We start from the raw sequence: 23,201 nt of genomic DNA, 5'->3' as shown, positions 1-23,201 counted from the left end.
AGGTAGACCATGATCGTTTTGAAGGCAACTCAAGACAAAGTCCTCGCCGCCCTCCAATCGGTGGCCGGTATCGTCGAGCGGCGGCACACGCTTCCGATCCTGGCCAACGTGCTGATCCGCAAGGCAGGCGGCCAGGTCCAGCTGACGACGAGCGACCTGGAAATCCAGATCCGCACCACGGCCGAGCTGGGAGGCGACGAGGGCGCGTTCACCACGACGGTGGGCGCGCGCAAGCTGGTGGACATCCTGCGCACCATGCCGGCCGACCAGACCGTGAGCCTCGAGTCGAGCCAGAACAAGCTGCTGCTCAAGGGCGGCAAGAGCCGGTTCACGCTGCAGAGCCTGCCGGCCGAGGACTTCCCGCTGGTGCAGGAGTCGCCCAATTTCGGCCCGGCCTTCAGCGTGCCGCAGAAGACGCTCAAGAACCTGCTGTCGCAGGTTTCGTTCGCGATGGCGGTGCATGACATCCGCTACTACCTCAACGGCATCCTGTTCGTCGCCGAAGGCAAGCAGCTCTCGCTGGTCGCCACCGACGGGCATCGGCTGGCCTTCGTCAGCGCCACGCTGGACGTCGAGGTGCCGCGCCAGGAAGTGATCCTGCCGCGCAAGACGGTGCTGGAGCTGCAGCGCCTGCTGTCCGACGCCGAAGGCGCCATCGAGATGCAGTTCGCCAGCAACCAGGCCCGCTTCACGTTCGACGGCATGGAGTTCGTCACGAAGCTGGTCGAGGGCAAGTTCCCCGACTACAACCGCGTCATCCCCAAGGGCCACAAGAACAGCGTCACGCTGGGCCGCACGGCGCTGCTGGCGGCGCTCAATCGCACCGCCATCCTGACGTCCGAGAAGTTCAAGGGCGTGCGCCTGAACATCGAGCCGGGCACCTTGCGCATCGCCTCGAGCAATGCCGAGCAGGAGGAAGCGCAGGACGAGATCGACATCGACTACGGCGGCGACGCCATCGAGATCGGCTTCAACGTCACCTACCTGAGCGAGGCGCTGGCCAACATGAGCCAGGACATGGTCCGCATCGACCTGCAGGACTCCAACAGCTCGGCACTGGTGACGATTCCGGAGAACGACGAGTTCAAGTACGTCGTGATGCCGATGCGGATCTGACCGCGCACCGACAGCAACCACCGGCCGGCCCGCGCGGCGCCGGCCGCACAAGGGGCCACCGTCGCAGGCCCCGATCACAGCAAGAGTTTGAGGAAATCTGATGAGCACCGAAGAAGTGAAGCCGGACGCACCGCGTATCGATGGGGCCGGCGCCGACACGCTCGCCCAGGGCGCAGCAACCGCGCAGCTGGCGCAGGCTTCGGCCGAAGCCTACGGTGAAGGCTCGATCACCATCCTCGAAGGCCTCGAAGCGGTGCGCAAACGCCCGGGCATGTACATCGGCGACACGTCCGACGGCACCGGCCTGCACCACCTGGTGTTCGAGGTGGTCGACAACTCGATCGACGAGGCACTGGCCGGCTACTGCGACGACATCGTCGTGACCATCCACACCGACAACTCCATCAGCGTGGTGGACAACGGCCGCGGCATTCCCACCGGCGTGAAGATGGACGACAAGCACGAGCCCAAGCGCTCGGCCTCCGAGATCGCCCTGACCGAGCTGCACGCGGGCGGCAAGTTCAACCAGAACAGCTACAAGGTGTCCGGCGGCCTGCACGGCGTGGGCGTGAGCTGCGTCAATGCGTTGTCCAAGATGCTGCGCCTGACGGTGCGCCGCGAAGGCAAGGTGCACGTGCTCGAGTTCAGCCGCGGCTTCCTGCAGAACCGGATCATCGAGACCGTCAACGGCGTGGAAGTCTCGCCGATGAAGATCACCGGCGAGACCGAGAAGCGCGGCACCGAGGTGCACTTCCTGCCGGACACCGAGATCTTCAAGGAGAACAACGACTTCCACTACGAGATCCTCTCCAAGCGCCTGCGCGAGCTGAGCTTCCTGAACAACGGCGTGCGCATCCGCCTCATCGACGAGCGCAGCGGCAAGGAAGACGACTTCTCCGGCGCCGGCGGCGTGCAGGGCTTCGTCGAGTTCATCAACAAGGGCAAGCAGGTGCTGCACCCCACGCCGTTCTACGCGGCAGGCGAGAAGCCGGCGGAAACCTACGGCGGCATTCCCGGTACGCACATCGGCGTCGAGGTGGCGATGCAGTGGAACAGCGGCTACAACGAGCAGGTGCTGTGCTTCACCAACAACATCCCGCAGCGTGACGGCGGAACCCACCTGACGGGTCTTCGCGCCGCCATGACGCGCGTGATCAACAAGTACATCGAAGAGAACGACTTCGCCAAGAAGGCGAAGGTCGAGGTCACCGGCGACGACATGCGCGAAGGCCTGTGCTGCGTGCTCAGCGTGAAGGTGCCCGAGCCCAAGTTCTCCAGCCAGACCAAGGACAAGCTGGTGTCCAGCGAAGTGCGCGCGCCGGTCGAGGACATCGTCGGGCGCCTGCTGTCGGACTACCTGCAGGAACGCCCGGCCGACGCCAAGATCATCTGCGGCAAGATCGTCGAGGCCGCCCGGGCCCGCGAAGCGGCGCGCAAGGCACGCGAGATGACGCGCCGCAAGGGCGTGCTCGACGGCATGGGCCTGCCCGGCAAGCTGGCCGACTGCCAGGAAAAGGACCCGGCGCTCTGCGAGGTCTACCTGGTGGAGGGCGACTCCGCCGGCGGCTCGGCCAAGCAGGGCCGCGACCGGAAATTCCAAGCCATCCTGCCGCTGCGCGGCAAGATCCTGAACGTGGAGAAGGCGCGCTACGAGAAGCTGCTGACCAGCAACGAGATCCTGACCATGATCACCGCGCTGGGCACCGGCATCGGCCGTGCCGGCGCAACCACCTCGGGCGGCGGCGCGGACGACTTCGACGTCAGCAAGCTGCGCTACCACCGCATCATCATCATGACCGACGCCGACGTGGACGGCGCGCACATCCGCACCCTGCTGCTGACCTTCTTCTACCGGCAGATGCCGGAGCTGGTCGAGCGCGGCCACATCTACATTGCGCAGCCGCCGCTGTACAAGGTGAAGGTCGGCAAGGAAGAGCAATACCTCAAGGACGGCCCGGCACTCGACGCCTTCCTGCTCAAGGTGGCGCTCAAGGACGCGAGCATCAGCACCGGCGGCGAAAAGCCCACCCTGATCGACGGCGACACCCTGGCCGAACTGGCGCGCAAGCACCAGCTGGCCGAGGCGGTCATCGACCGGCTGGGTGGCTTCATGGATGCCGAGGCGCTGCGCGCCATCGCCGACGGCGTCGCGCTGGACCTGGACACCACGCCGGCCGCCGAGGCGAGCGCCGTGGCATTGCAGGCGAAGCTGCGCGAGCTCAATACCACCGGCGTGCCCGCCGAAGTGGCAAGCGAATTCGACGCGCGCACCGACAAGCCGGTGCTGCGCATCAGCCGCCGCCACCACGGCAACATCAAGAGCAGCGTGCTGACCCAGGACTTCGTCCACGGCGCCGACTACGCCGCGCTGGCCGAGGCCGCTGGCACCTTCCGCAACCTGCTGTCCGAGGGCGCCATGGTGCGCCGCGGCGAAGGCGAAAGGGCCAAGGAAGAGCGCGTGAGCGACTTCCGCACCGCCATGCGCTGGCTGATCGGCCAGGCCGAAGCCGCCACCAGCCGCCAGCGCTACAAGGGTCTGGGCGAGATGAACCCCGAGCAGCTGTGGGAAACCACCATGGACCCGAACGTGCGCCGCCTGCTCAGGGTGCAGATCGACGACGCGATCGAGGCCGACCACGTGTTCACCATGCTGATGGGCGACGAGGTCGAGCCGCGCCGGGAGTTCATCGAGACGAATGCGCTGCGGGCGGCGAATATTGACGTTTGAGCGTCTTTGTAGGGCTACCCATTAGGTGAGAATCTGAGACCCATAAGATGAGAAATCCATGGGCTCGCCCGGCAGGCGGTCCACCTGAATGACCATCAGGAATCGTCGAGCAAAGGCTCGCGAGAGGAGCGAATTTCAGCGGACTCGCGTCGATTTGTCTGGACTTAGTCGAATTCGCCGGATTCTCGGCGCCATTGCGCTGAATCGGAGCACCCGCCCGTATGCATGGAAACGAGGCAGGCCTCATCATGCGGCGCGCGGACGGCGCTGCGCGTCGCAAACAACCATCGCCTAGGCGCGCAGTTGCCGTTCTCGGCCATCGCGATCCGCCCTTTGGCGGCGCCACCTGGCGACAAATATCCCTCTTACGCCAGCACTCGGGAGCGAGTGGGCTTAGAGTTCTCTTGCGGGCTGCTGCTGCCCAGAGAGCGAGTTGCCGCCAGTGGTTTGACCGCGATGCCATGCCAAGTAGCGGCGATGCGTATCGCTCAACCAGCGAAGCGCCATGCCGGGGCTCAATCCCAAACAACCTTGATCATCAGCGCTTAACCGTGGCGACACCAACAACTGCCCGTCGTCATCAAAACTGATCAGAAAGCGGTCGAATAACGCATCCAGGTTGGCGACCAGCAAGAAGCCGTTGAACACGTCAAGCCTTTCGGCGTCACTGACGCATGCCGCCCAAGGCTTGGCATGGCTGGCGCGCAGCACCTCGGGCAGCGCCACACCAGTCACGGCACAGGCGCCGCCCCAATAGTCGAGCATGGCTGCACGAAACTTTTGTTGCCCCACTCGCTGACGGACCACCCGCTCCACCTCAGTGCCACCTAGGCCACCTGGCAACTTTGCCAACTCGCTGGAAACAGCGGCCTCGTAGTCCTGTGCAACTTGGCTGGGCAGGGCCCGCGCCAGGCCAGAGGCGCGGCGAAACAATGCGGCCAGTTCGGCTACAGAGCCAGCCGCAAAGCCGTCCGAGTGAAGCACAGTGGCGAAGGAGCGATGCATCTCGGGCAGCAAAGCTGGCGTGGCGACCTGAAGCAAGCGCAACACGTAGCCACCCGCAGGCAGGGCGGACACCTGCGCGCGCGCCGCATGCCGCGCTGAGGCTAGCACCACACCTTCCAGGCCACTGACCAGTACATGCTCAAAGCCGTAGTCATGCCCTGCCTTTTCGATCAGGGCGCGCTGCAGCGGGTTCATCTACTCAGTCCGCCTGCCAACGATATTCAAACGCATCCGCCTCCAACACCAGAGCCTCACGCTTCTCCTTTCCACCCGGGATGTTGGGCATCATCATCAGCTGCATCTGGATGGCATTGGTGATGCCGCTCAAGCAAGTCTTGGTCTTGATCCAGTTGACGGGGCTAAACACCTTGCTCCCCGGCTGTGGCTCGTTGGCTGCCGTCTCCAGCGCGAAGTTCAGCGCCGTGGCAGCTACCGTCACGGTCCATTCGGCGATACCCCTATCTTGAGCTTGCCGCCAAGCCCGATCAGGCGCCGGCACACGATCTACGTGCTTGCTTGCCACGGCAAAGCACATGGACACTGCGTACAGATGGTGGAACGGCGCATACGCACGCATCGCCAGTAGTGTCTCATTGAAGCCGTGAGGATTGTCCTTGCCCCATCCTGCCTCTACAAGAGCCGTCCAATCCTGCAAGGCAGCAATGCGTTCCGGCGCGTAGTCACGCTTGAAGAGCTGCTCGAAATACTTGTCGAAAATTTTGGTCTCGCTATACGAGATGTTGGGCCGCTGTGAATGCCAAGCCATCAGGCGCTTGCCTAGATTTCCCAAGTCCACCACCCGCGCAGAGTTCTTGTCAGCGGTCGGCTGCTCGCCGCGCTTGGTCAGAAACTGCCCGTCTTGATAGCGCTGCTCGAAGGACTTCTTAAGCACCAATACCCGCTTGTCATTGCTGCGCAGATCTCGCGGCTTCACCGTAGACTGCGAGTTGGTCGAAATGCTGATGCGATCGGCGCGGTCGTGCTGGGGAATTTCGTAGAAGCGGAACATTACGAAGGTGTCGTCGAGCTGCTTGACCTTCTCGCTGCAAGACAAGATGGTGGTCAGCGACTGGCAGCCGTTGACTACGCTCAGCCCCTGCAACTGCAGATGATCGCCGTGGAGCGCCATACGCGAGCAGATTGCCGTGATTCCGTTGTGAAAGAAGAAAAAGTCGCGATGCTTGTCTCCGTAAATGGTGGCTTTGATCTGCTTGTTCACGCTGTTCGACAAGCCCAGTGACTGGCGCACGTTCTTCTGGAAGAGCGCCCCGTCCTTAATGCCGGGAAACGCCAGGCAGCTTTTCAAGGGCACGGCCGCAACTATCACTGCCGTTCCGGCCATTTCCATGCTCATGTACTTGCCCGGCACCAAAGTCAACTCGTGCTTGAGAAAGGGGTTTTCCTTTTCCAGCGAGAGTTCGTAACGACGCTGCAGCTCGTCCGTGTTCACCAGCGTCAGCGTGGCGGGTAGGTCATCGGATGCAGCCAGCTCCTTCTGAAATAGGGCCAAGTCGTTCCGCGCCGCATCTGTCAACTCGCCTGTGGTGATGAGCTCGAAGTGGACGTCATATCCATCGTCCAGCGCCGCAGATAGGTCTGTTAGCCGCTGCTTGAGGCGGTTGTTGGCATTCTGTTGCAGTGCGGCCAGGTCCTTCAGCTGAACCCAGGATGAAAGCACCTCCCGCAGCGGCGCTGCATCCACCGCCTGGGTGGCGATGAACTTGCCCTGCACCACGTAGACCGCCTGCGCATCGTCGTCGATCACGATGGCATCAATCTGCTTGTCATCTGAGCCATCGGTAATGCAGTAGCGCGCCTGACTAGCGTCTTGCGCGTGGATGTTGCGTACATACCAAGCCACGAAGCGCTGCCCATCATTGGGAAAGTGCTGCTGGTAGTAGCTCTGTGCGATGTCTTGAGTGATCTTCTCGAACAATCTCTTTTCTCCTTGTACACAGCTCAAGCGTGGCTCTGCCTGTTGGGATCCACCCTATTCCATTCAATGGCACGTCTGCGCCAATGCGCCGCAATAGCCTGATTGAAATCAGCCCGCACGAGTTTCGCCCTGGCCTCGCACCAGTCTGCAGACTCGCGGCGAACCACAACCCCCTCCAGCGGCCCATGGCGATAACGGCTGATGGTTGCGACCACCAACCGCTCAAGTTCAACAACCGTGTGCTTTCCGCGCGCGATCAGGGGCACCGTGGCCAACCCTGCGAAGTCGGCGAGCGCATTTCGACGCGAGCTACTCCAGAAACGATCCAGTCTGTGGTCATACACGTCGAACAGCAGGAACCAGTCGGGCAGCGCGGCATAGTCCAGCGAGTGACGTGCGGCGCACCACTCGCCGAAAAGGATGATGTCGCGCATCAGTACCTCGCGCAGCGCGTCACCATGCAGGGCAAGCCACGCTGGCAGCCGGGCAAACTGGCCGGCATGAGGTTCAGACAAATACTGCCCACGGTTCTGCGCGCGCAGACTGCCATCGGGGGCGAGGGAAAAGCCGAGATTGGCGCCATCGAGTTTTTCTTCCACCACAACGTCGGCTGTCAACAAAGATTTGGCTTCGTCAGACGACAGCACCTTGTCGTCGCGCGGCTCGGTCTGGCCTAGCCACACCAGGTGCGGAGTATGGGGAAAGCGAAAGAAGCCTTCTGTCATGGATGACCCGCTTTGACCCGATACCAATCGGCAGGTAACAGTGGCTGAAAGCACACTCCGAGGGCCTCCAACTGTGCTCTGGCGACATGCCAGTCTGTCTCTGCGCCGTAAACAATGGGGGGCGATTCATCAAACAGGATCAGCGCCGCCAGCGCGCACGCGATCCATTTGCGGTCCTCTCGGTCGGTGACGATGGCCTCGTGCACAGCTTCGAGTACGGCTATGTGCTCACCATTGCCCTCAAATGTGTCGATCGGCACGTGATCCACCTGCATGTGGTCAATCTTGTTTTGAAGTACCCGCATGCCGTACTCCTGCTCACGCCAGTTGTATGGCATGTTGCGCTCGTATTCCGCTCGCACCAATCCAACATCGTCCAGCACGATGTGGTCGTTCGAGAGATCGAATTGCATCAGCCATTCGTATACCAACTCGCGCAACTCGATCTCATTCGGCATCGCTCGCGCCGCGACATTGGACAGGTCAGAGATTGCGCTGGCGGCGAGCATTACGTTTGTGTCAACCAGGAACTTTGCCATCCTGGGCCCTCAGCTCTTTAGCTCGTTTGATGGCTAGTGCAGTTTGTTCACGGGTTTCACCCAGCGCATCACCGAAGAAATCCTTGGGCCAGTTTCGCACCCGCCCGAAGTCATCGACCTCCAACAGCAAAAGGCGTGCGTTCTTGCCCTCTCGTTCAACGAAGTACATGGCAGCATCGGCAATTGGAACCTCTCCACGGGCAATCAAGGTCTGCATGCGCCGGAACAGGTGTTCGGAGTGGGTCTCGACGATAAACTGGACGTTGCGCTCCTTGCTTACTAGCGCCAGCAGTTCGGCCAGCTTACTTTGAGCGAGCGGGTGCAGATGGCTTTCAGGCTCTTCGACGATGACGATATGACCGGGCTGCGCAAACAAGGCCGCAACGATGACGGGGATGACCTGCGAAACTCCCACGCCCACATCCTTTAGGTTGACGGCCTGGCCGTCGTTCTCGACTAGCAGCTCATAGCGAGCTGAGTTTCCCAAAGCGCGGATGGAGAGACCATCAGCGAGGTTCATATCTTTCAACCAGCGAATCGTTTGTTCAAAGAGTGCCCCTTCTGCCGGCAAGGCTTCGTTGCGCCTCTTGGCCAATTGGCGGGCCACACCGCTGGCTATGAGGGCGTCTACGGCCTTGGCCCCATCGTCACCAACGTGGGCAGGCATCCTGCCTGCCCACACATAGTCGCGCTGTGCCAAGCGGCGCACGGGGCCCAAGTAGATGATGCGTCCCAACTCATCGAGCAAGGCCGGGCCGATTGGCTCGATCAACTCCCCCTGCACGCCGAGCTTGTTCAGCGTGGACGCCGAAAAGGCAAATGAACGCTGCGGACGAAGATCGGCACTCTGGCCCAAGGGCCTCGCCTGTGTGGCTATGCTCAAGCGGTAGATACCGGGTTTGCGTCTTTGCACGCTGAATCCTTGCCCGTCTTTGCCCAAGCGCAAAAAGGCCAGTTCGGCGCTGCCAGCCGGGCCCTTGTTGTAACGCGCAGAAAACAGCGTAGAGCTCTCCGCCGAACCATCCTCGCTCCAGCGAAACTCGATGCCCACTTGCGTTGCCAATGTGCTTTCGGTCGCGGCGCCGTGCCGACAGAGCAAATCTTTGAATTGGCCCAGGGTGACCGAATCGTCGCCGTCAGGATTGCCCAAATTCAGGTCTAGATTTGGGTCATCTCCCCTCACGGTTTGTCGAACCAGTAGCAGGCTTTGAATCAAGCTGGACTTGCCCGACGAGTTGGTGCCAAGCAGCAGCGTGATAGGTGCCATTCGAATTGGGCCCGTACTACGCCAGATCTTGAAGTTTTCCAGTTTTAGGTGAGTCAGCATCAGCACAGTTCTCCGCGTTCCAGCTGCTCCCAAGCTTCCAGTACCAGTAGCTGAGTTCGGTATTCGCCGAATTCGCGCTTTTCCTTGTCCTTCAGAACGCGGAAGGTTTCTGACGGGTAGTCCTCACCCATCACATCTGCTGGATCGAGGATGTAGCGCAGCTCGTCGCGGGTCAGGCCGTACAGGCGCGCGTAGTAGGCGTCGAGTTCGGCGCGCAGAGTGGCTCGGCGGTCGGAGTCGAAGGAAAAGGGAGTGCCTTCGTACCCCAAGTCCTTCGCCCAATCGGACAGATCGTGTGCGGTGTTGGTCAGTTCCAGCACACGCGGGACGATGAAGGCCATGTCCGTCTCGGAGTAACGGCTGGGTGGAAGGACGGGAAGCTGCTTCATGAAATAGAAGCTGAAGTTGACGCCACCCACCTTTTGCCTAGATATGAAGTCAAAAGTCAACGAGTTCAAGCATGCCAACAAGCAGGCGCTCAATCTGAGGTCTTCCGTTCTCGGCAGCATGAGAAACAAGCTGTCGCCAACTGCAGCCGCAGGCATTACGCTGGCAATGCATGTTCTCTCGTCCGTGGATCGGCAGTTTCGTCGCCAGCCAATCATCCAACGACTGCGCCATCCTACCTCTTGCAGGCGCTCTTCTACTTCGGCGCGGCCCACCCAATAACGCGGGGTGACTGTGCAAGCGGGATCTGCTTTTTCTGCCTTGCCCAGGTCACGACTGTTGCCGTCCGGTGTGTAGGTGGCCCAACGGTGGTCGAACTGGTGCATCAGCTTGGCCTCGTACAGCGGAAGTCGGTCGGGAGCGGGTTCATCGGCGAACAAGTGACTGTCGCTGGACATGTTGAACAAGCCTTGAGAGAACGTGATGCCCCATGCGTTGTGTGGCGGCTCAACCACGTGGGCCTGCTTGCCTTCACCAACGGTCACCGCATCCTTCATCAACACGGGTGCGGCGCGGTATAGCCGCTTGGTCAACTCCGCATCGCGCGCGCTGCGGAACACCGGACAAGTGAGCGTGTTGGGGTTGATGAGGCGGAATTCGTCGGGGCTGAGAGTGAAGCGGCGCCTGGGGTCGGACAGTTGATCCACCTGGCTGGCAAAGCAAACAAACTCGGCCTGTTCTGCTGCCCCCAGGGTAAGCAGACAGAACTTGTAGCTGCGGTGTACCGAGGGGAACACGGCATCTCGGTTCTCAATGTCGTAAAGACTGACCAGGCGGCCTTGCTGCGTGATGTGTCCGAAGAAGGCCTTCGTGCTGTCATCCGTGGCAATGCCAGTGGGCACGATGAAGCCAGCGCGGCCGTCGCGCGCGTGGATCTGCAGAATGGCTTCCGCGAACAGCGCATAGGTGTTGACGCGCCCCACGCCGGTGAGCGGGTAGCGCCCTCCGTCTTTACCATCCACATGGGCGAAGTTACTAGCGGACTCGTAGGTACGGCGAGTGTTGATGAACTCGGCGTACAAGCGTTTTTCGGCCTCGTCTTCATGGGAGTCCTGGATCAGTTCGGGGTGAAGGTGCCGGGCCAGCATGCCTTCGCTTAGCCATTGGATGCGCTGCGCACGCTCGGCCTTGTTGCGGGCCTCTGCCACGTTACGGTGGCGGGTGGCAAAGAATTCTTCCTCTTTCAGCTCCACGTGTTCCCACGGCGGGTTGCCCAGCACGCAATCGAAACCACCCTGGGCAAATACCTGCGGAAAGGCCAGTGGCCAGTGAAAGACCCGGGCGTGCAGGCATGCCGCTTGTGCCGTGGCTAGCGCCGCTTGTTGCTCGGCCTGTAGGGTGGAGCCTTGTAGAATGAGGACGAGGGTGGTGGTGGTCGGAATGGCCTTGGCGGTGGCCTCGTTTTTCGGCAGCAGGTAGGCACCCAGCAAGGCGTCGGCCGCGGCGGCCAAGTGGCTGGATCGTGCCCCTTGCAGGTAATGATCGTATGCCTGGGCCTTGGCCTCTATTTCAGCGGTGCTGCTTTCGGGCAGGGCTTCGATGGCCCGCAGTTGGGTCAGGCCATGTGTGTCTTCCAACTGCAGGCGGGCCTGTTGGCTCTTGCGTTCAGCTGCAAGTTGCTTGAGTGCGGCGGTGTTGGCCTTGGCCAGTCCTTTGCACACCTCCTTGTCGTCACCTGACAAGGGTTTGAACGCATCCTTCGCGATGCCGAATTCCAGGGTCTTGAGGTCGGTGAGGCCCAAGAGCGCATCACCCACTTGCAGGTGGTGATCCAGAAAGCTCAAGGGGCGGCCTTCCTCAAAGCCTTCCAGCCACAGAGCGGTGCGGGCCAGTTCAATGGCCATGGGGTTCCGGTCCACCCCGAAGATGCAGCGAGCCACCACCTCACGCAGCGCGTGGCGATAGTCTTGCGGGCGCACCGCGCCCTCCTGCCCACCGTCAACGCTGCGCATCTCGGCCAGCTTTTCGGCGAGGCGGCGGGCGGCAGCCAGCAGAAAGTGCCCGCTGCCGCAGGCGGGGTCCATCACGCGGATGGACAGCAGGGCGTCGGTGGGGTTTTCGGGGCGGGCCTGCAGGCGCTGTTCGATGACAGGATCAAGCGCACTCTTGATCAGATCCTGCACTAGGCTATCAGGCGTGTAGTAGCTGCCCGAGGTCTTGCGGGCATTGCCGGCGGTGCTTCCTTCCTCAGTGATGCCGACAAAGCCAAAGGTGCGCGCGGGCAGGTCAACGGTGGGCACAAGCTCGAGCAGGCTTTCGTACACGCTGCCCAGCTCTTCCGGCCCCATGTTGCGGTAGTCCACTGGGGTGAGGCTGCTGGCCTTGCCTTGGACGGTGACGGCCCAGCGCAGGTGCTGCAGAGCGGCCAGCATGTGGGTGTTTTGCAGGCTAGCTGTGTCCAGGTGCGGGCATTGGTCTTCCGAGAATAGGCCGCCCAAAGCGGGCAAAGCCAGCCGGGCTTGGCCGTGCGCCAAGCCTCGCCAGATGATGCGTATGGCCTGCCAGTGGTCGTCATGCCGGTTGCGGGCGCGGCGCTTGAGGCAGACCTCGCGTAGACGGCTCAGGGCATAGCCTTCGGCATAGGCGTTGCGGGCAGCCAGGGCCTCGGCGCTCTCATCAATTGGATGCAACACACCGCGCTCTTCCACGGTGAAGACAAAGATCAGCCGGTAGATGAGGCGCAGCAGTTGCTGGAAGTAGGCGTCCTTGCTCAGGCTGCCATCGTGCAGCGCCGCGCGCAGCGCATCGTTGGAAGGGTGCTGCAAGAAGCCTTCGCCGAAGGTGAGCAGGGCTTTCTCAACCCCGTTGCGCAGGCCATCCCGCACGCGGGTGCCCTCGGCTTTGCCTGCTTCGCGCCATCGTTCCCAGACACACGCCGCGCCGCCAGTCTGCAGTGCGCGGCTGGCGTGCAGCAAGCGCCACACGTTGGCGAACTCGGCATAGCGTTGGCCGCCCAGCAAGTCCGCCAAGTCAAATTCTAGGTAGGTGGGCCGGGTAAGTGACGCTGCATCGCGCAGCAGACGGAGTTGCTTGCCGTTGCTGACGATGCCCCAGCTGTGCTGGGGGCTGGCGTTGAGCAGCTCTTGCATGGCCTGAAAGGCCGACTTCTTGCGGTTGCCGCTGCCTGCCACGGCGAAGCGTGGGTCGGCGTCGTCCAAGGTAACGTTGTGCGGGGCCACCAGCACCACCGTCCGGCCTGCGATCACGCTGACGGGGTAGGCCATGGCACCCACCTGCACCGACGTGCTGGGCTGCACAGGCGTGTAACCCAAGGCGTCTCGCAGCAGTTCGCTCACGAATCCGATGGTGAGCCGGTGGGCTTCTACGTCGGCTCGGTCTAAGTGGGTGGCGAAGTGTTGCCACTGCGCGCAGGCAATCTGGAAGGATCGGCTGTACTCGTCTTTGAGCTTGACGCCCTTGGGCACGCCGTAGTCCACCTCGGTCTGGCCTTCGGCGCGGCCTTGGGCGGCCTTTTCCAACTGGTCGGGCAGGAAAAGGCTGCCTTCCAGCTGGATGGTGGGCAGGTTGAGCGTGGACTGGTGCTTGCTGTTGCGGATGCGTTTCATGTTGTTATCGGCTCAGACTTACAGCGAATCAGGCAGGAGCACGTACACGCCCATCACATCCACGGGCAGGCAGGGCTTGACGTTGTACTGGCCCACGTCGCGAGCAGCTTCGCGCACGCGCTTGTGGTCGTCCAGCAAGGTATCGGCACGTTGCTGGGCCAGGGCCTGCAACTGATGTGGATGGGCGGCCAGGAACTCGAGGGCCTGACGCACCTCGCGCCGCACGGCCTCAGCTGGGAGGTTGCCACTGGGGGTGCACTCGATGAGGCGGGCCGCCTGTCCATCTGTCAACCACTCCGGGTTCGCCCGGCCGCGTACAGCCAGGGCGACGGTTTCTTCGGCCATCATCTGGAAGGGTTCGCGGCGGCGCACGTAGCTGAGCTGGTGGCGCACGCGCAGCAGGTACAACGTGGTGGCCACCTCCACATCGTTGGTCAGCGTGGCCGCGCAGCGGGCTGCAACGGGCTGGGTGTTGCCGAGGGCATCTTCCAGCAGGTGCTGGGCCAGCAGGCCCACCAGCGGGTGGCTGCGGTGCAGTTCGTCAAAGTCGATCAGCTGAGCTTCATCCAGCCCTTCGTCGGCCAAGCGTAGGCGCAAGGCTTCGGGTAGGTGTTCAGGGGTGAAGCGCACCCGGTCGGCGCGGCGCGTGTTGTCCAGAGGTGAGCCCAGGCGCACGCAGGCGCTTTGCAGAAAGCGCTTCACATCGGCCTGGGCACCCAGGGCCTGCTGCTGTTTGTGCCACTCGGGCAGCACCTCGTCAGGGCGGATGCGGCGCTGAGCAAACACGGTCCGGTTGGCCTTGGCCTTTTCCAGAGCGTCTTGCCACTGGGCCTGCAAGGGCGCGAGCAGGCGCTCCGGCTCGCCAAAGTCGAAGGACTCTTGCAGCATGATGGCCGGTGCCTTGTGCTCGCGGCGCATCAGCGCGGCCTTGACCAGTGCCTGGTTGATGCGGGCATCGTCCTCAGGCAGGGGCACCATTACGCCCAGTTCTTTCTGGATCGCCTCGCCCTTGCGCAAGATGACCTTCAGCACAAAGCCATCAATCGGGTTGTCTTGCCCGTAGAGCATGGTGCAGCGCACCTCCGGGGCTTGCTGGCCGAATCGATCCACCCGGCCTTCGCGTTGTTCGTGGCGCGTGGGGTTCCAGGCCAGGTCGTAGTGGATGACGGCGGTGAACAGGTGCTGCAGGTTGATGCCCTCTGACAGGCAGTCGGTCGCAACCAAGATGCGGCTGCTGGTCTCGCCCATGTCTTCGACACGCTCGCGCCGCTCCTCGGGCGTCAATTCGCCCGTGATGGCCTCAATGGTGGCCTGGGGAAACTTTGCCTTGAGATGGTCGGCCACGTAATGCGCAGTGGCGATGTAGCGGCAGAACACCACGGGGTGGTAGCCATCTTTGAGCAACTGACCCACGTGTTGGATCAGTGCGGCCAGCTTGGGGTCGCCGGACAGTCCTGAGAGACGCTCGGCCGTGTTGATGAGCGTTTGTAGACGGGACGCGTCTTGCACCTGGGCAGGGGGCTCCAGGTCGCTGGTTGAAAGGTCGTCTACTGCCCCGTCGTGCAGACGCTCGTCGGTCAGCAGCTCATCTTCGGACCGAGTGCCTTCAAGACGGGTGGTCAAGGCTTTGACCGCTGCAGCAGGCGAGGATGCCACGCAGCGCAGCAAGGCCAAGGTGGCGTACCACATGAGGCCGGAGCCTCCGGCCGCGCTTTCGCGCTCGGCGGTCTCGGCCAGTTCGCGGCAGTAGTCTTGTACAGCGTCGAAGAAGTTGCCCCAGTCGCCACTGAGCTGGTAAGTCAGCTCGGTTTTCATGCGCCGGGCAAAGCCTCGACCGTCTTGCGTCTCGGCCTGCCACTCGGCGATGTCTTTTCGGCGGCGTTGAACGAAATGGCGCGCCAGTTCCTGACGCAACGGATCGCTGGCCGACATACGGCCTTGAAGTGCCAGGAAGCGCTGGTCCAGCAACGACAGTAGGTTGTAGAAGGCCCCCTCGTCACCCGAGTGCGGCGTGGCGGTGAGCAGGATCAGGTGCCGGTGTTCGTCTTTGCACAAGCGCTGCAACAACTCAAAGCGCAGTTGCTTGCCGGCGCCGCTGCTGGCGCAGGTATGGGCCTCGTCCACGATGATGCACTCGGGCGCGGTGGCAATGAACTGCTCGCGGTTGCGCTCGCTTTTGATGTAGTCCAGACTCACGACGACCACAGGGTGGTGATCGAACAAGGCCACGCCGTGGGGCAGTTCGCGCTCGACCCTGGCGGCTGACGATGCCGTAAGGGCGATGGCATGAAGATTGAAGCGGGTCTCCAGCTCGGATTGCCATTGCTCGACCAAATGCGGCGGGCACAGCACGGCCAGGCGGGCAATCTCGCCACGGTCCATCAACTCGCGGGCAATCAACCCTGCTTCGACGGTCTTGCCAACGCCCACGTCGTCTGCAATCAGCAAGCGAACCGTGGACAGGCGCAGAGCCATCAGCAAGGGCACCAGTTGGTAGCCGCGTGGTTCCACCGCGATGTTGCCGAACGAACGGAAGGGGCCTGCGCCGGCGCGCAGGGTGAGGCGCAAGGCATCGCGCAACAGAACAGCCGCTGCATGGTTGCCTGCCAGGGCTGGGTCTGGCAATTCAAAGGTGGCGTGTTCGACCGGCACCAGCTCCAGTTCGGGAATCAGGGCAATGGTTTCGTCTTCGGCACCACCCAGAGGGCGCAAGCGCAGCCAGTCGCGGTGCGTGTCAGTCTGTACCACCCATTCGCGGCCTCGAGCGCGAACCAGGGTGCCTGGCTGAAAGACGTATTCAAGGGTTGTCATGGAATTCGTTCGGGGAGGTCAGCTGGCCTGACCAAATACGGCAGGATGTTCGGCGAAGCGCTTTGACCAATGTTCGGGTTCAGAGAAGTCCAGCACCTGCCAGCCCTTGTCTTGCAGCGACGCGGCCGTAGCGGCATCGACCGCGCTGAGGAATACCAAGGCACGCGCGGCCTTGTACTGGGCTGCAGCGGTGGCTGCGCCTTGGTTGACAGAGACATTCAAGGCGTCTGGGGTGGCCAGGCCTGCCTGATGCAGGGCGGCCAGCCAGCGTGCCTCGGTCGTATTGCCTGTTGGTAGCGTATCAGCGCCAACCGAGGCGGCCGGGGGGCTGTCCAGTGCGGGGCGCAGCTTCACTTCGGCGTTGGCCATGGCAACCAGCAGCTTGAGCGCTTCGGGGTTGCGACGGTTGATGTGCTCGTGGTCAGGCTGGTTGAAGTAGGAGAGCAGACACTGGTAGCAACCCGCCTCGCAGATGTGGTTGCCGAGGTCATCGGTTTCTTCCAGCGAGGGCAGATCTTCCATGCGCCAGATGCCGTCGGCGGGATCTCGGTGGTGCAGGAGACGCAGCGCGTTCTGCGCAACTTGTGCCAGGCTGGCGGAGTCGTTAGCCAAACGGGTGAGCACACCCGCACCGCCTTCTGCTGCCTCGTAAAACAGCAGGGCGCGGCGTTCGTCGAGCTTCGGCAAAGGCTCGGTCACCAGTTCAGACTCTTCGATCTGAAAAGTCATTTCGACACCCCGCTTGAGAGCGGCCTGCAGCGTCGCCATGGCCTCTAACTGCAACTCATCCACCGGCGCCAGGATCAGCAAATTGCGATGGTCTTCGACGAAGGGGACGATGCGCTGGTTGGGCACCTTGTCCATGAGCGCGTCGTCGTTGCCGTTGTCGTCACCCGCATCCGGGGCGTCCTGCTTGCTCCAGGTGCCCGTAATGGGGTTGATGTAGAAGCCCAACTGCTCCTTGTCCTTGCGACGACGCCACCCCCGGTTGATTCGCCAAATGCGTGCGGCAGGGGCGTAGCTGAGCTCAGCAAGGCCCTCATCATTCTGCAAAACATCTGCTTTCTGTTTCTGGATATTCCCATCGGGCCCAGGCAAAAATCGGTATGTGGTTTGCAGCTCGAAGCCTTGTCGCTGGCGATCTTCGTCGTTGATGGAGATGCGCTCGACCGGCACGGTTTCGACTGTCTCGATGCGGTAGAGCTCACGCACCCAATCGGTTTCAGTCAGCAGGGCATCACAGTTCTCACAGCGGTTAACCAGAGGCTGCCCGCCACCCGGCTCGCCCAGGTGGCCGTAGCCGCATTGGCTACACACCAACGAGGTGATCGTTGAGAGCTGGCTATTGCCCGAAATGTGATCGGCGTTGCCCACATTGAGCTTGGCACGCACCACGCGGTACATGCGGCCTTGGTGGTAGATGAGGCTGCGTGGCCCAAACTCAGACAGCGCCAGGAAACGGGGGCGACTTACCATGCTGCCCTCGTCGTCCTTGCCATTGGTCGTTTGTCCGCCGCGAGCTGGTATCCAGGCCATGAGGGGCAGGCGAGGGAAGTTGTAGCCCGGCAGGAATCCTTGGCTGGCCAGGTAGCGATAGGTGTAGAAATCAGTGTTCTGGCTGTTGCCTGACTTGAGGAGTACGGCGTACTGGCGGGCAGCGTCGCCGTAGCGCCGCTGGGCGTTCTGGCGCTCACCGTGCGAGGCGGTGTGGCTCTTGACGATCTGGTCGGCCATGTTCATCTGCTGCCGAGTGGCATCGAACAAGACTCGCCAGCGTTCCAGTGCACCCGAGAACTGTTGCGGAGCACGCTCGATGACCTGTCGTACGTACTCAGGTGTGAACCAGTGGCTGCCATTCAACTCGGTCAGAAGTTGGTCGACGACCCGCTGTGCGCTGTCCAAGGCGCGTTCACGCACACCAGGTGCATTGAAGGCGTCTTGGTAGCTTTGTTTGAGCGGTTTGCCGGGTTGGTCCAGATCAAGCATCGGGGCGATGCTGGCGTCCAACGGGCTTTGCGTGCTGGCCAGCCAAACCGCTTGCAGGTGGCTGTCTACGAGGTCCCGGTTGGCCAGATCCAGCGTCGGCGCACGGACCACTCCGTGCACCATGTCATTGGCATGGTGGAAGAACCATTGGTCGTGGGGACTGAGGGCGGCACAGTAGGTCACCACCAGCGCCTGCTGGCCGGAGCGGCCCGCCCGGCCACTACGCTGCGCGTAGTTGGCGGGCGTGGGCGGCATGTTCCGCAGATACACAGTGTTGAGTGCAGAGATGTCTACGCCCAGCTCCATGGTGGGCGAGCAGAACATGACAGGAAGGCGCTCCAGCGGAGCCTCGTGCGCGGGGTTCTGGGACCAATCGTTGCGGTCTTTGTCCGTGTAGCGGAAGCGCTGCTCCAGCAGTTGCCGGCGCGGGGCATCGACCTGTGCGGTGTGCTCTTGTGCTTCGAACTCGAACAGTGGGTGAGATGGCAAGCGCAGCAGGTCAGCCACACTCAGGTAGAGCTCACGGAAAAAGGCATTCACCCGGGTGTCGTCGCCCAGTATCTGATCGGTGGTCAGGCACCAGTCCAAGGCCGCGGCGTTCAGGCGCCAGCCTGCCAGTTGCGCATCGATGGCGTGCTTCTGGACATAGCCGTAGCTGCCTGCGGCGCGCAGCATGGCCTCGATGAGTTCAACCCATTCAACGTCCTTCCAACGTTTGACCTCATTGGCAAAGACCGTGTCTTGCCAGAAGCTGGATGTCTTGATCTGCCGCAACAAACGCGAGCGTGCACCGCCGGTGACAAGGTCGGTGCGCGGCTTTCCCTTGTACTCGGGACGCTTGCCCAGGATCAGGTAGCGACCCGTTTCAAGTTTTTCATCGGGGGCAAATGCCCAGCGCTCCGTAAGGTAGGTATGGCCGCTCGTGCGCGCCTTGTCATGCTCGACAGGGTCCAGGTACCGGGTTTCAAGGCACAGATGCCGGCGCAGGCTGTCGAACAGCAGCACGCTCAAGCGCGCGCGATGCGTCGGATTGAGTCTGGACAGCACACTGTTATCCGTGAATGCACCTGCATCAGCGGAAAACTCGTCCAGGCCGCGATAGCGGATCGCCAGTAGATTGAGCTGATCCAGATTGGGGTTGTTGTGACGCCAGCCTTTACGCAGATCGCGCAGCAGGCGATAGGCAATAGTGAAGCGCAACGTGCGCTGGGCCTCTTGCCGTGCTAGGCCCATAAGCTTGGGAGAGCGCAGATACTCCGCCAGGATGCTCTGCTCCACCTGTTGGAAGCCGAGCGCTTTAAACACGGCATCGGCGAGTTGCTCCTCGTTAAGCACGCCAGCGTTGTCCTGCAAGGCACCAATCAGGCCTGCGCGCAGAGTCAACAAAAAGATGAAGTCGTTGAAGTGACCCGCCTGCAGGGCGGCGTCCTGCCGGTTGTCGGTGAACCCCAACAGCTTGCGCGGGTCGGGTTGACCCGGCGCTGGATCAGGCAAAGCAAAGAGCTGCTGAAGGGCGCTCAGCGCGATCATCGTGGTGGCCGAGGAACGGCCTTCGCCCGACAAACTGGAGAGGCGGTTCGCATCCTTGCCATGCGCCTCATGGACCACACCGCAACTCAGGCAAAAGCGGAACTTGCCCGGAACGAACCAGAAGTCCTCACCCGATCCATCGTGCCCTTGGGGGTCGGCGGCGACTCGATAGGGGATGGCCTTTCTGTAGGCGGGCTTGACTTTCGGCTCCTCCCGGCTCAGGTCCAGCCAAGTCTCAGGCAGATCGTCGATCTGACCACCATACTGCTGCCCACCTTTCGTCGGGCAGAGAAACCCATAACTGGCATCTTCGTTGTCGTCTGCGCTGACGTCGTCGATCTCTCGCGGCAGGTAGGTGACCGGTCTTTGCCCAGACTGCCACACTGGCAGGTACTCCTGCCCACAATCCCGGCAAAAGTGGGCGGGATAGAGATGAACACCTTCATCTTGTCGACCGGGCGCGAAGCGTTGGGCATCAAGGGTAATGTGACGGTGGCCTGCGGCCTCCAGCGTGGTGAGAACCTTGCCGGGGCCGCTGATGAATTGGTGCAGCTTGAAGGCAAAAGGAGGGCGCCCTTGAGGTGTTCGCACTTCGTGCGCGGCCACCAGAAAACCCTGCAGTGCTGCGCGGGCCTGCACCACGTCGCACTTGGCGTCGCGCGCCAAATCTTCGCTGGCGACCTGGATGGTCTTGGGCTTGGCTCTCCGAGGGGGCTCGTGATCAGGCAGCTCGATGCCGAGGTTGAGCTCTACCCAGATCGACAGCGGATCACGTTGAAAAGCGTCAAAGTCTGACCACTCGAAGTGCTCACGCCGTACGGCTGCTGGCAATTCGGCAGCAACCGCCGCGACGTCCTTGAGCGGGTTCGTAACGCGTTCGAGGGTTTCCCCAATCACATCGTGTTCGCTGATGTGGGTGCCAAACAGCTTGGCAGCTACTTCGGCCACGGTGCGGTTGCGATCTGCCTGGGTGCCCGCGCTCGACATAGTGGCGGATGTGCCGATGCAAACCAGTTTGTCAGCCTTGAGTCGCTCGCGCAGACGCCGGACAAGCAGGGCCACATCAGCCCCTTGGCGTCCCCGGTAGGTGTGGAGCTCATCCAGCACCAAGAATTGCAAGCCTTCACAGTTGTCCACCACCCTGCGATCCACATCGTCGAAGCGGGTGAGGATGTACTCCAGCATCATGAAGTTGGTGAGCAAGATGTCTGGCGGGTTGTCCGCGATCGCGTCGCGCTCAGGCTTCTTCTCCTGGCCGGTATAGCGCGCTACGGTAAATGGCCGCTCGCCGGATCCATAGCCGTGCAGGAACTTGTCGAGTTCTTCCAGTTGGCTGTTCGCCAACGCGTTCATCGGGTAGATGACGATGGCCCGTGTACGTGGCTTACCCCCTTCTGCCTTAGCCTTGATGATCCGGTCAATGATGGGGATGAAGAACGAAAGCGACTTCCCGGAGCCCGTCCCGGTGGTTACGACATAACTTTGCTCCGCCTGGCCCTTGGCGAGGGCCTGCAATTGATGGGCGTATAGGTGGAGTGGTTGCGGATGGCCTTCAGGCTTCCCAACCAGAAAAACGTCTGCGCAAACGGGATGCAGTACGCCTTCAGCAGCCAGCGACTGAACGGTGCCTTTGCGCTGATAGTTGGGGTTGATCTGAACCAGTGGCTCGGGCCAGTACCTGCCGTCCTGGTACTGGCGCTCGACTTCCTGTTGGATGTCCTGCGCTGCGATACGAACGAAGCTGCGAGAGAAGTTGCTGTAGCGATCAACCAATTGGTTGCGGAACTGAAAAACGTCATCCACGGCTCTGTTCTCCGTTATCTTTGTATTGGGTTCGCGCGCGAAGGCGGATGCCAGGAGCCAATAAGGCGTCAACCCCTCGCGGTCTGCACCGTGCGCCTTCAGACATCCGAAACATCCGCTCTGCTCCGCGCCTTTCGACGACTCAACGTCGCTGCGGCTCCCTCGGTATCAAGCGGAATCGACCGTGTCTTGCAGTATTCCAGCACCATGAACTCCACCATCGACGCAAGGCTGCGACGCTCGAGTCCTGCGGCAGTGATAAGAGCGGCTTTGACATCGGGTGGGACGCGAACGCTGACGACTTCGGATTTGGTGATGGTCAAAAACTGCTCCTGTGTGGAAAACGCTAGCGTTTTGCATAGCGTATCAGGCCCAGAAGTGGCGGACTCGAATCGGAGCATCACTTTTGGGGTGAAATTGAACTTCGAGGCCTGCAGGAGCGTCACCCGTACGGTGTGGCACATCCAGCCTATTGGGCGCCGCGTGACGACGACTTTAGTCTTCGGGATTCGAAAGCCGCTTGACGCAGCACCCGATGCCTTTTCGGGATTTGGCTAATGTCTTCTCTGGAGGTGTACGGGAAACTGAGGAACCTAAGCCCATCGGAGTGAGACTTGGATTTGTTGGCTCTACAGACGACCTTGCGAGAATTCGCGGCCCAACGCGATTGGCAGCCTTTCCACACACCGAAGAACTTGTCGACAGCGCTGATGGTCGAAGCTGCGGAGTTGGCGGAGATCTTTCAGTGGATGACTGCTGAGGAGTCACAGCGAGCCCATGATGATGCGGTGCTGAGGGACCGGATTGGGGAGGAGGTCGCGGATGTGTTGCTCTACCTTCTCCAACTGGCCGACCATTCGCAAATTGATCTGAAGCGCGCCGTTGGTCGAAAGCTGGCGATGAACGCCAAGAAGCATCCGCCGGTTCGCGTAGCCGTTCCGATGGAAGAGAAGACCGTCTCGCCGCAGACGCATGTGTTGGTTGACTGGGAAAACGTCCAACCCAAAGATGTAGACATTCGCAAGGTAGTGCCTGACGTCACGGACGTTTGGCTCTTTCATGGCCCACATCAAAAGCGCGTCGAGGTCCACCACGCTTCCTTTGGAAATCGAGTTACTCCTGTACCGATTGCGCGCACGGGAAAGAACGCGCTCGACTTTCATTTGTCGTTTTACATGGGGTACATCGCATCTCGCCATCCACAGGCGAACCTGGTCGTGATGGCGAACGATCGGGGCTATGGTCCGATGATTGATCACGCGATTGGCCTCGGGTTCGCGGCGCGTCAGGTTGGTTTTGCGATCGTACTTCCCGCGATTTCGCCTCAATCTGCAGACGTTCTACCGACGCCTCTGGCCGAAGACCTCCTTCGAGCCCTCGCTCGGGTGGAAGCCAGCCTTCAAAAAACCACAAGTCGGCCGTCTAAGGAGGCGTCACTTGTTGCCGCCATCGCGTCACTCTTGGGTGAGGCAGCAAACGCCGAGTCGGTGCCGGCAGTGCTGTCTGGGCTTCTGGCGGGAGGCAAGGTCTCTATCGAGGCGACAGGTCGAGTGAGCTACGCATTCGGATAACACCCCGCGCATCCTTCCACAAGAGCGACGCTACCGCCCGCAGGATATTGACCTCCGAGGTTTTGGAACGGCCAGTTTGAGGAACAAATGCTTGACGCGCTCTGTCGTCCG

12 protein-coding genes are annotated in these 23,201 nt (G+C 61.7%); 3 read left to right on the top strand and 9 right to left on the bottom strand.

What is annotated here, in order from left to right; translation table 11 throughout:
- Positions 1 to 9 precede the first annotated feature (9 nt).
- A complete protein-coding gene (gene dnaN / locus VES41_RS05590; protein ID WP_324814046.1) occupies positions 10 to 1,116 on the top strand; it encodes a DNA polymerase III subunit beta in 1,107 nt (368 codons plus the stop codon).
- A 100-nt stretch (positions 1,117 to 1,216) separates the two neighbouring features.
- A complete protein-coding gene (gene gyrB / locus VES41_RS05585) occupies positions 1,217 to 3,844 on the top strand; it encodes a DNA topoisomerase (ATP-hydrolyzing) subunit B (RefSeq protein WP_324814044.1) in 2,628 nt (875 codons plus the stop codon).
- Between the two features lie 393 nt (positions 3,845 to 4,237).
- Here gyrB and VES41_RS05580 read toward each other — a convergent pair whose 3' ends face one another.
- The 9 genes from VES41_RS05580 to VES41_RS05540 all read right to left on the bottom strand — a co-directional run bounded on the left by VES41_RS05580 (position 4,238) and on the right by VES41_RS05540 (position 21,842).
- Positions 4,238 to 5,044: an HNH endonuclease gene (locus VES41_RS05580; RefSeq protein WP_324814042.1), complete on the bottom strand. Its 807-nt coding sequence runs from the start codon at positions 5,042 to 5,044 to the stop codon at positions 4,238 to 4,240.
- Positions 5,045 to 5,048: 4 nt separating this feature from the next.
- Positions 5,049 to 6,785, bottom strand: coding sequence for an AIPR family protein (locus VES41_RS05575; RefSeq protein ID WP_324814040.1), 1,737 nt, complete (start codon positions 6,783 to 6,785; stop codon positions 5,049 to 5,051).
- Positions 6,786 to 6,808: 23 nt separating this feature from the next.
- Positions 6,809 to 7,510 (bottom strand): RNA ligase family protein, encoded by a 702-nt coding sequence (locus VES41_RS05570; RefSeq protein ID WP_324814037.1) that lies wholly within the window; start codon positions 7,508 to 7,510, stop codon positions 6,809 to 6,811.
- Positions 7,507 to 8,019 (bottom strand): hypothetical protein, encoded by a 513-nt coding sequence (locus VES41_RS05565; RefSeq protein ID WP_324814036.1) that lies wholly within the window; start codon positions 8,017 to 8,019, stop codon positions 7,507 to 7,509. Before VES41_RS05565 ends, VES41_RS05570 begins: the two co-directional genes overlap by 4 nt.
- Positions 8,020 to 8,029: 10 nt before the next feature.
- Positions 8,030 to 9,376 carry a DUF3696 domain-containing protein gene (locus VES41_RS05560; protein ID WP_324814981.1) on the bottom strand — a complete coding sequence of 449 codons (1,347 nt, stop codon included), beginning with the start codon at positions 9,374 to 9,376 and terminating at the stop codon, positions 8,030 to 8,032.
- Positions 9,376 to 13,389 carry an Eco57I restriction-modification methylase domain-containing protein gene (locus VES41_RS05555; protein WP_324814034.1) on the bottom strand — a complete coding sequence of 1,338 codons (4,014 nt, stop codon included), beginning with the start codon at positions 13,387 to 13,389 and terminating at the stop codon, positions 9,376 to 9,378. Before VES41_RS05555 ends, VES41_RS05560 begins: the two co-directional genes overlap by 1 nt.
- An 18-nt stretch (positions 13,390 to 13,407) precedes the next feature.
- Positions 13,408 to 16,200 carry a helicase-related protein gene (locus VES41_RS05550; RefSeq protein ID WP_324814031.1) on the bottom strand — a complete coding sequence of 931 codons (2,793 nt, stop codon included), beginning with the start codon at positions 16,198 to 16,200 and terminating at the stop codon, positions 13,408 to 13,410.
- 18 nt (positions 16,201 to 16,218) lie between these two features.
- Positions 16,219 to 21,519 carry a DEAD/DEAH box helicase gene (locus VES41_RS05545; RefSeq protein WP_324814029.1) on the bottom strand — a complete coding sequence of 1,767 codons (5,301 nt, stop codon included), beginning with the start codon at positions 21,517 to 21,519 and terminating at the stop codon, positions 16,219 to 16,221.
- A 98-nt stretch (positions 21,520 to 21,617) separates the two neighbouring features.
- A complete protein-coding gene (locus VES41_RS05540; protein WP_324814026.1) occupies positions 21,618 to 21,842 on the bottom strand; it encodes a hypothetical protein in 225 nt (74 codons plus the stop codon).
- A gap of 291 nt (positions 21,843 to 22,133) precedes the next feature.
- Between VES41_RS05540 and VES41_RS05535 the strand changes: the two genes are divergently transcribed.
- A complete protein-coding gene (locus VES41_RS05535) occupies positions 22,134 to 23,090 on the top strand; it encodes a nucleotide pyrophosphohydrolase (protein ID WP_324814024.1) in 957 nt (318 codons plus the stop codon).
- Positions 23,091 to 23,201: the final 111 nt, after the last annotated feature.

The sequence above is a fragment of the Variovorax sp. genome (genome assembly GCF_035634955.1).
In the GTDB taxonomy this organism is placed as follows: Bacteria; Pseudomonadota; Gammaproteobacteria; order Burkholderiales; family Burkholderiaceae_C; genus Variovorax.
The sequence above is the reverse complement of the archived record's forward strand: the minus strand, read 5'-3'. Positions and strand labels throughout refer to the sequence as shown.